The following is a 2,802-nucleotide window of genomic DNA, read 5'->3' on the forward strand; positions in this document are numbered from 1 at the left end:
TCTTCGTTAATGCCTTAGTTGATAAAAAATACCAATCGTAATGATTGGTATTTTTTATCAACATTTCCAAATATTCCTTTTCAGAATACGATACTATAACGCTCGCTTCTTTTTTAGCTGTTATAGAAACTGCTGTACTAAATATATTATGTCTTTTACCGTAAAAAAAATGCTTCAGTTAGCCTTATTGGCTTTACTACTTGCAACCCCTATCACATTGACTTACTTAAATATTCGATGTGATAACTTAAGTAAAGACATCGCACTTGCACTCAATCGTAATCTCACATCACTTTCAACAGCAGTATTAAAACTACCAGAAAATCAAACAGATGCTAAAAGCATGAATGATTTAGTCACGCTGGTATTATCATCACGCTCTTTACGTAGCGTCGCATATTTTAAAAATGATCACTATCTCTATTCTGATCGTAATGCGTCACTTCATGACCGTATTTCTTCAAGCCTTAAAGCACGTTTAAAAACAGAACGTTTACCTTTGTTATACCGAAAATGCAGTACATTAAATAAAATTGAAGAAGTTCATCTCGTTGTTAAAGGCAAGAGTGGTTTCTATCAACTATTTATGAATGCACGCTATATGGATGATTGGCTAACTAATGCGGATGAGTACTTGCGTGGTTATGTTGTATCACCAAATGGCAGCGTGATCATTAATAAGAAGAAAGACTTTCTATTTTATAAGTCTTACCATTCAGTACAATTTCCCTTTACCGTAATTGTCGGAGCAAAAGCATCACAAGTATTGCTTGGTATCTGCTCACTTACCGCTTTCATCATTATTCTTTGTATGATCATTGGCTTAATTGCCAATCATATCCACACCAAGAATTTTTCATTCAGAAAAGACATTGATATTGCTATTAAAAACAAAGAGTTCATTGCTTATTACCAGCCGATTGTGTGCAATAAAACACATCACATTGTTGGCTCAGAGCTGCTTTGTCGTTGGAAATATCGTCACAAAAAGCTGGTCGCCCCAAATCAATTTATTACGAAAGTTGAGAGTAACGGACAAATTAAGCCGATCACACTACAACTACTGCAACAGTTAGCTGTAGATAAACCGATCATTGCAGGTAATAATCCTGACTTTTATGTCTCGGTAAACTTCACCTTATCAATGCTTAGCGATCCTATATTCGTTAATGATGTAATGTGCTTAATAAAGCAAACACCATCATTGCAACGTGGACTAGTGTTTGAAATGACGGAGCGTGAAAACACCGCTAACGCGATCATCAAATTAGATAAAATCATGCAACGATTTCGAGAGTTAGGTGTGCGTTGGGCACTGGATGATTTTGGTACGGGATATTCAAGTTTATCGAGCCTAAAAGAACTCAATTTCGACATCATTAAAATTGATCGTTTATTTGTGAATTCAGCTGATACTGATGCTGTCACTAGCTCAATTTTGAATAACATCGCCCTACTCGGCAAAGAGCTAAAATGTCGACTAGTAGCTGAAGGCGTTGAAACAGAGACACAATTAAATAAATTAAAGTCGTTATCTATCGACTATACCCAAGGTTTCTATTTCAGCGCGCCAATAAATCGAGAGACATTTGAAGAGTATAAATGTCAACACGAACAAAAAATGTTGGTTGCCCATAACAAAACACAACAGCGTTATGCCACATTAAAATATCATGGACCAGCGCTCGATATATAAGCGTTAAACAAGTCCCCCAAATACTTAACTACAAATTAAATTATCAAAACAAAAAATCAAGACACAAAAAAGGGGCTGATATCAATCAGCCCCTTTTGTTTGCAATTCGGTATTAGATACCAGCACGCTTTAACAAGCCAGCCATTAGCGCAGAGCTTGATTTAACTTGCTTAGATTTGTTTTTAAACTCTTTTGCTAATGCTACATCTTTGATTTCATTCGCAATGTAGATCATAGAGTTGTACATATCTTTTGGTGTTTTTACACGATCTTTATCGTTTAAAGGCTTCAGTAACGTGACTACGTCTGAACCTTTCATCTTGTTTTCAGTCATGTAAGCTTCGATTGAATTTAGCAGCTTGTCCATGTCAACCATGAACTCAGAGCTTTCAATACCTTGCTTTTTCATTTCTTTCAGGTTTTTCTTACGTACCTGCTTAATCACGAATGCAGGTTGGTTAATTTTCTTATAACCATAAATACCGGCGATGATTAACAGAACCACGCCACCTGCTACATAACCCCAAACTGAACCTGAAGACTCAGCAACCGGCTGAGCTACAGCAGCAATATTTGCAACAGACTCTGGTACATCAGACATATTTGTAACCTTTTACTTTAAGAATTCGGAATGCGGCGAGACATTATCACCAACTCGGTAAACAACAATGTGTTTTATGAAAATTTAATTCAAATAGAGTGACCGAGCTCAAATGTGTAGTCATTTTGCCGTTTTCACTGACAAAAATAAAGCATTAACTGTATGCTTTTTAACCACCACCAAATAACTAATTGTCTCACCACAAAAAGTTCGCGCTATTATCGCATTCTACGTATTATTTGCTATTAATAATTATAGCTAAAACCGCATTACCCAGTATTTTGTGATCCTATCAGCACCTTGGTTCCTCACTGGCCCCAAAAGAATTTGAGATTGATTACTTTAGCCTCAACTTCCCTATAACACGATAAATGACAGGTAATTGATAGCAAAAAGAAAAAATAGAACGTTGCGATAATTAGAAGAAAATTTGTTTTTTCAGCTATATTTAAATTTCAATAAAATGAAAATATGCTGGCGTACAAAATATATTATCGTACGGTTA

Annotated in this window: 2 protein-coding genes; one reads left to right on the top strand and one right to left on the bottom strand. The window is 35.7% G+C overall.

The window, feature by feature from the left end:
- The first annotated feature begins 148 nt into the window (after window positions 1–148).
- Window positions 149–1,696, top strand: coding sequence for an EAL domain-containing protein (locus E5A76_RS03995; RefSeq protein ID WP_161118170.1), 1,548 nt, complete (start codon window positions 149–151; stop codon window positions 1,694–1,696).
- Between the two features lie 112 nt (window positions 1,697–1,808).
- On the opposite strand, the gene E5A76_RS04000 is transcribed toward E5A76_RS03995, so the two are convergent.
- Window positions 1,809–2,297 (bottom strand): hypothetical protein, encoded by a 489-nt coding sequence (locus tag E5A76_RS04000; RefSeq protein WP_008986503.1) that lies wholly within the window; start codon window positions 2,295–2,297, stop codon window positions 1,809–1,811.
- Window positions 2,298–2,802 lie beyond the last annotated feature (505 nt).

Source organism: Photobacterium lucens, assembly GCF_009873615.1.
Lineage (GTDB): Bacteria > Pseudomonadota > Gammaproteobacteria > Enterobacterales > Vibrionaceae > Photobacterium > Photobacterium lucens.

Coding starts and splice junctions, on each gene's coding strand:
- E5A76_RS03995 (WP_161118170.1), top strand. CDS start 149: ATGTCTTTTACCGTAAAAAAAATGCTTCAGTTAGCCTTATTGGCTTTA.
- E5A76_RS04000 (WP_008986503.1), bottom strand. CDS start 2,297: ATGTCTGATGTACCAGAGTCTGTTGCAAATATTGCTGCTGTAGCTCAG.